Origin of the sequence: Methanoculleus sp. UBA413 (assembly GCF_002502935.1) — an archaeon.
Taxonomy (GTDB): Archaea; Halobacteriota; Methanomicrobia; order Methanomicrobiales; family Methanoculleaceae; genus Methanoculleus; species Methanoculleus bourgensis.
On sequence record NZ_DAQR01000037.1, the window covers coordinates 5,657 to 12,269 of the forward strand.

At 61.9% G+C, this 6,613-nt stretch carries 5 protein-coding genes, 1 tRNA gene and 1 pseudogene; 4 read left to right on the forward strand and 3 right to left on the reverse strand.

The features are described from left to right. A pseudogene (locus tag BP858_RS02810) lies at window positions 1–141 on the forward strand (30S ribosomal protein S8e); the annotation flags it as partial. Window positions 142–484: 343 nt separating this feature from the next. On the opposite strand, the gene BP858_RS02820 reads toward BP858_RS02810, so the two are convergent. Beyond that, window positions 485–1,924, reverse strand: a complete 1,440-nt coding sequence (locus BP858_RS02820) for a bifunctional metallophosphatase/5'-nucleotidase (protein ID WP_286878791.1) — start codon at window positions 1,922–1,924, stop codon at window positions 485–487. A gap of 109 nt (window positions 1,925–2,033) precedes the next feature. On the opposite strand from BP858_RS02820, the gene BP858_RS02825 reads away from it, so the two are divergent. Together BP858_RS02825 and BP858_RS02830 are read left to right on the forward strand one after the other, a co-directional pair. Then, on the forward strand, window positions 2,034–2,456 hold the full coding sequence (locus BP858_RS02825) for a hypothetical protein (protein ID WP_074174996.1): 423 nt from the start codon (window positions 2,034–2,036) through the stop codon (window positions 2,454–2,456). Beyond that, on the forward strand, window positions 2,453–2,914 hold the full coding sequence (locus BP858_RS02830; protein ID WP_062261739.1) for a DUF2240 family protein: 462 nt from the start codon (window positions 2,453–2,455) through the stop codon (window positions 2,912–2,914). The genes BP858_RS02825 and BP858_RS02830 overlap by 4 nt, the downstream gene beginning before the upstream one ends. A gap of 489 nt (window positions 2,915–3,403) precedes the next feature. On the opposite strand, the gene BP858_RS02835 is transcribed toward BP858_RS02830, so the two are convergent. Both BP858_RS02835 and infB read right to left on the reverse strand, forming a co-directional pair. Beyond that, on the reverse strand, window positions 3,404–3,802 hold the full coding sequence (locus tag BP858_RS02835; protein ID WP_074174995.1) for a 30S ribosomal protein S6e: 399 nt from the start codon (window positions 3,800–3,802) through the stop codon (window positions 3,404–3,406). Between the two features lie 54 nt (window positions 3,803–3,856). Beyond that, window positions 3,857–5,641: a translation initiation factor IF-2 gene (gene infB / locus BP858_RS02840; RefSeq protein ID WP_286878792.1), complete on the reverse strand. Its 1,785-nt coding sequence runs from the start codon at window positions 5,639–5,641 to the stop codon at window positions 3,857–3,859. Between the two features lie 360 nt (window positions 5,642–6,001). On the opposite strand from infB, the gene BP858_RS02845 reads away from it, so the two are divergent. Next, window positions 6,002–6,074, forward strand: a tRNA-His gene (locus tag BP858_RS02845). Window positions 6,075–6,613: the final 539 nt, after the last annotated feature.

The window sequence follows — 6,613 nt, forward strand, 5'->3', positions numbered from 1 at the left end:
GAGGCAAACAGCGCCAACCCGAACTACGTCCGGCGGGGCCTCCTGACCAGGGGCGCCATCATCAGGACAGATATGGGGCGCGCGCGGATCGTCAGCAGACCAGGCCAGGACGGCGTTGTGAACGCAGTCCTGCTTGCATAAGATATCCCCTTTTTTACGGCCGGAGGCAGCGCCGGCCTGATGACCGGTTCCACGACGCCGGACGGGACCGTCTCCACGTAGTCTGGGAAATCCTCTGCTGTTAAGTTCCGGGAGCGGAGGGTATTTGCACAGACGACGAACCCGGCGCCGTGACTCGCGAGCAGGCCCATGAGGACGGTGTTCGGGCCGCTGGCGCGGAGCCCCTCCACCCCGTCGGCGTATGCCACCACCCGGACCTCGACCGCCCCCACCCCAAGACCGGCGATCAGGTTCTTCGCGTTGTTCAGGGCCACAGGCACCCTGTCGCGCTCGCTTGCGTGGACGAGGACCCGGTAACCGGGCATCATATCGCCACCACGCTCCCGCGGAGGTCGGCGCTGACAGGCCCGCGCGCAAGGTAGCGCTCGAGCGCCTCGATCGCGCTGGTATCCAGGACCTCCCGGTTCTCCCCGTAGTTCGCAGGCACGCCCTGGCTGGTGACGAACGCTGCCTGGTAGACGGCGTCCGGATCAAGCCTCTTGCCTCCCGCAAAGAACTCCTGGATACGGAGCCCGGGCGCGTTCTCGAGCCTGCAGTAGAGGTTGATCCCCATACACCGCTTCACGTAGCCACCCATCTGGTCGTAGGGGTCCCGCGCGAAGGTCCGCTCCAGGTTCTCCTCCATCATCGCCCGCAGTTCCCGACCCGTGATCTCGACCGTCGAGACCTGAGGGTTCACCGGGATGATGTTCCAGAGGTCGTTTACCGTGACCGGGCCCGGCGGCACCGGGGCACCGTAGCGCCAGCCGTTGGAGAACGCCATATCGGCGCCCGTGAGATCGAGGAGCGCCTGGAGCAGGAGGTTGTCCATCGTGGCCTCAAGGACCGTGTTGCGGTTGAGCCCAGTCCGGGTTTCGCCGACGACCCGGGAGAGGCGCTCGCGGTGCGGGTCCATGACTTCCCCGATCATCTCTTCAACCTCAGGGTGGGGCCGGATAGCCTCGCCGACGACGATGAGGTCGTGGTCGAACTTCGTCACCCGCCGGTTCTCGACCGTAAGGTCAAGCCGCCCGAGGAAGGAGCCGTGGCAGCCTGACTGGATGATGATGGTCTCGTTCACAACCGCTGGTTCAAAGAGGCGGTTGTGGGTGTGACCGGAGAGAAGGACGTCGATCCCGTCCACCTCCCGGGCGAGTTTCACCTCCTGGGGAAAGCCGAGGTGTGAGACCACCACAACCAGGTCCACACCCTCGTCGTCGCGGAGCCGGGCGATATACCCCGGGAGTTCTTCGTTCCCCAGGGTGAAGTGGATCCCCTCAGAGAAGGATTTTGGCATCACCTTGTCGACGATTGTAGCGGCGATCCCGATGACGCCCACCTGGAGCCCATCGGTCTCACAGATGGTGTAGGGCGGAAAGACGAGGTCGCCGCTGGAATCGTCGTAGCAGTTCGCGGCAAGGACCGGGTAGTCGAGGCCGCGGGCGACCTTCCGGAACTGCTCCGGACCGTAGGCGAACTCCCAGTGGGCGGTCATGGCATCGAACCCCAAAGCGTTGAGAACCGGGACGAGCGTCTCCCCCTCCGACTGCACGGCGGAGTAGGTCCCGTGGATGGTGTCGCCGCAGTCGAACGCGAGCACCCTCCCCGGCCGCGCATCCCGCACCGCGTCAAGGAGTGCGGCTATCCGGGCATAGCCCCCGGCCATCAGGTATTCGGCCCGATCTCCGGCCCAGAAGAGCTCGGGGTGCAGTTCCAGGTAACCGTGCGAGTCGTTCATCTGCAGGAGCGTAACCTGATCCGTCATGGCCCGGTGATGGGGGTGGGGGATGTTAAAACCCTTTGTGTGGCCCCATGAAACAGGCAACCGACGGGATCATATCCTTTTTTACGTTCCGCGCACCTCACCTCTAGTGATGCGCAGGATATACCATCGTTTCCCCCAACAAATAGACCTCGATTTTGAACTCGCCCGGCCGTTCCGGGATGTCCTTTCGTGCATAGCGCGGCTGCATAACACCCATACGACCTCGAAGGGCGGCGACGGCCTCGTCAAGGAACGGATCATCATCCAGGTCGCGGACGGGCGGACACAGTTTCTGGACCTCGATGCCCTGATACCGCTCTCCGAGAAGACCAGTGAGGCGGCGGATTTCCGGGTGGACTTCCAGAGGACGCTGCTCACCCCTGAAAAAAGGCTCCCGGTCGCGGAGAACGTCTTCTACCTCCGGGTCGTCGACAAAGGGCCGGTGACCGAGTGCTATGTCGCCAAGGAGAGTCCACACGGCGACATGGACGCGATGGACCTGCGAACATTCCTGAAAGGTGCCTGCGAGTGAGCGTAAAGATTGCCGTTGCCGCGCCGTTCAAACACATGCGCAAAGACCGGCTGCAGAGGAGCGAGTTCGTCTTCTACATCGCCATCGACCGGAAGTGGATGAACAAGGAGCAGGCGAACCAGCTCCTGGAGCGGGCAAGGTCGGAGGGGCTCGTCGAGATGGACGGCGGAACCATCAGGCCGCTCTTTGACGTCGCGGAGGTCTCGATACCACTCGGGTTCAAGCCCACCTCCGACGTCCTGGTGAAGGAGAGCCCCTACGAGGAACTGATCGGGCGGATCGCCACCGCGACCGGGAAGCCGCCGCAGGAGATCGTCGCGGAACTCCACCAGGTCGTCGACCACTTCGACGGCAACCTCCGCGTGGAGGCGGCGGTGGTCGTCCTCGCCAAAAAATACGGGGTGGCGTTCGAGGATAAACTGGATTCCCTCAAGAGGGAGGTCGTGAAGAGGAGGTAGGGGTGAGCCCGGCCGCTTTTTCCAGCGTTTCGGCCCCTCTAAACTCCTTCGCCCCCAGAATGCGCCACCGGAGCGAGACGAACTACCGGGCTATTTCACCTTATTTTGTGGACCCTGGCGCGTGAGGGAGATGAACGGTTGCACGCGAACTACCGCGGCAACGCGGCCTTCCGGGTGAACGTTGCATATGAAATGTTCATGAAGCAGGGCGAGAGAGGTTGTACGCATGACATGCGCCTTCCCCGGAGACAGTGGTGGCTCTTCGCCACGGGGGATATCCAGGGGAAACCCTGCCCGGGCGTGATGGAGTTGACGGCCGAGAGCCTATCAAGTACCAAAACCAAGAAGTTTTGGAAGATTGAGATGCAACGGTCTACTCCCGCTAGAATCACGGTCTCATGAACCCCACGGCGTGATCGGGTACAGAACTGCCCGGAGAGACAGTCTCACCTCCCGGGACAGGACTTCTCAAAAAAAGTGGGTGCTGATTTATTCGGCGGCCGCCTTCGGCTCTTCGAAGTATTCAGTTAAGGGTTTTGCACCGCGCTGTTTCACGGCGGCGTTGATCTGGACGAAGTCGGCGCTGATCTCGTTTCCGCGCACCGACTTCCTGCGGCGCTGCCCCTCCATAATCGGGTGGAACCCGACGCCCTCGGAGAGGAGGATTCTCCTCCGTGCCGGCCCGGGGAGGTCGCGACGTGCCGGGATGCCGGTCCTGTCCGTGCCGCCGGTGATCTTGATCGTGTAGCCCGCAAGGCCGAAAACACCCCCGTCGATCTCGTCACCGATGCGCTTGCCGATGAGTGCTCCTGCGGCGGGACCGGTCGCATCGATCTTGTATGAACGCCCGGTGTCCGGGTCTGATAGGATAATTTTGAAATCCACCATCTTGACGACTCCTTCGAAAGTACCTATACAATTTGATAATATGGTATTAAAAGCCTACTTCCCCCAGAAGGGATCTTCCCGGCGTTTGAGGGAGGTGAACTCCTCCAGGATCTCCCGCATGCTCGGGTTTAAGAGGTCGAGCATCTCCCGCTCGATCACCTTCACGTGCCGCTCCGGGATATCCACATAGAGGTCGTCGCCGACGTCGATCTGGCGGCCGACGGTCGGCCCCTCGATCGAGATCGCCACCTCCCTGCCCGCATCCACCTCATGGACCGTCTCGTTCTTATCCTGTATCTGCTTGAGATGGCCCACCTTCCGGCCGCCGGGGAGGAGGAGGAGATCGACATCGCTCTGGAGTTTCCCGCCAAGAACCCTGACGCCGACCACCGCGGGGTTGCTCTGCCGGAAGACGCAGTTAGGGAGGATCCGGATCTTTGCAGGCATGATCAGTTTCTCGAACCGCTGCCGCTCAAGTTCCTGCTTCTTCGCATCCCGCCACTCCACGTAGTCGTCGATGAGCTGGTAGATGACCCCGCCCTCAAATATGCTGACATGCGACATCGAGGCGTCAGCCAGGGTATCGATCGCGTCAGGCAGGACCGGGGTGTTGAAGGCGAGGATAGCGCTGTAAAGGGGGTCTTTGATCGTCCCTGCCTCGATGACGTCGTGGCGGGTGACCGGTCCGACGGCGGCCCGCATCACCTGGATCTGGTGACCCTCCAGTTCCTTTGAGAGCGCTTCGAGCGCGCCGATGGTATCGGCCCTGATGATGATCCCGAGATCGGAGAGGGTTACCTGGATATCCTGGACCTCATGGCGGACCTGCTCGACCACTTCGTCGCGGTTGGGGCCCCTGACGACCCGCAGGGGCGAGCCCGCGATGACGCCGTCAAGTTTCGGTGCGGCCACCTTGATACCCGCGGCGGCGGTGACGGACCTGACCCGCTCGAACCGCTCTTCGATCAGGATCTCCTTCATGGGCCGCGGTTTTAGGAGGGAGCGCACTTTAGTCTCGATGATCTCCTCGTTTCCCGCGACGACGATCTCGTCCCCGACCGCAAGGGTCCCGTCGTAGAGGATCAGATCAAGCGTCATCCCAAGCCCGCGCTCCTCCTTCACCTCAAGCACGGTGCCGGCGCCGGGGCCGTCGGCGCTGACCTTGAGGCTCTCGGTCATGTAGCGCTGGGCAAGCCCGACCAGCACCATGAGGATGTCAGGGATACCCTCGCCGGTGAGGGCGCTCGTCGGCACGATGCAGATGTTCCGCGCGAAGTCGGTGACCCGGTCGAACCGCTCGGAGTTGAACCCGAGGTCTGAGAGTTTGCCGACGAGTTCGTAGACCTTCGTCTCAAGAATGCCCTGGACTCGCTCGTTTTGCTGTGCGAACGTCTTGTTGAACGGCTGATCCTTCTGGACGCGCCAGCCGTGGATGCGGTCGATTTTGTTGGCCGCGATAACAAACGGCGTCTTGTAGTTGCGCAGGATCTGGAGCGCCTCGATCGTCTGGGGACGGAAACCCTCGTTGATATCCACCACGACGATCGCCATATCGGCAAGTGCCCCACCACGCGCGCGGAGGGTGGTGAAGGCGTGGTGGCCCGGGGTGTCGATGAAGAGGAGGCCCGGGACGTTGACGCTGACCTTGCTCAAGGCCCCGCTCATACGGGTGATTGCATCGAGAGGAACGAGTGTGGCGCCGATGTGCTGCGTGATCGCGCCCGCCTCTGTCGATACCACGGATGAGCCCCTGATCTTGTCCAGGAGCGACGTCTTGCCGTGGTCCACGTGACCCATCACGCAGACGATGGGGGTCCTGATCTTTGATTTCTTTGCCATGATAATCACCTTCCGGTATATACGTTATGGACGAACAATTCCCAAAAAATCTGGAAAATTGACCGTTTTTCCTGAATCACACCACCTGTTGGGTGATTCCCCTACCCCCAGGGCGCCCTCCGGCGCCCGGAACACTGGTACGTTATAGAGCATGGGGTCTATTAATGATTCTCCCGGACATGCAATCCATCCCGGGCGGAGGCGGCCAAACCGGGGAGGGTGCGCGGGATGCGCTGCAGACCCGGGCCGCCGTCGATCCCGGCCGGGCGCGCTCCCATGATCCCCAGGGGTGGTGCAGGATGTGGGTGTATTGAAGAGATACCTTAATCAAATCTGACCGCCAATTAACATGGGTACATTGCCAGGGTGGGGTAGACGGTTATCCTAAGGGACTGTGGATCCCTCGACCCGGGTTCGAATCTCGGCCCTGGCCTTCCTATTTCATTTCTGATTCGCTACCCAAATCGCTACATAGTCTCTTTCTGATCTCGCTTTCACGGGAGAATCGTTCACAGCACCGATCCAAGGAGCACAGTCGTTCCAACTCGTCAAGCCGGAGTATGTCGATGCATCGATCCGGTGGGCCCTCGCCGGGGAACGGCTTACCGAAGACGACGTCGCACTCATCCTGGAGTATGTCGTCGAGATGCGGGCATCCAACGGGATCGGGACCGCACGGGCGAACAAGTCTAGTGCATCGATTCCAAAATAGCAGACCACATCTGGCCTTCATCCCATCCCCCACGGAGCGCTCCCCTCCGCTCCCCCACCCCGCCCGGCCTGCGGCCTCCTCCCGGGGGCGAGGGCAGTCATGGCGATATGCAGCGGGAAGCCGCGCCAGGAGTAGTGCTGGCGACGATTTCCCGGAAGGATAGGCAGGGGAGAACCGCCCCGGAGCGGGTTTTCCTCCGGGTTCTCCCCTTGGAGTGGACCGTGGGGATATCACCATCGGGGGAGGGGACCGGGGAGGGG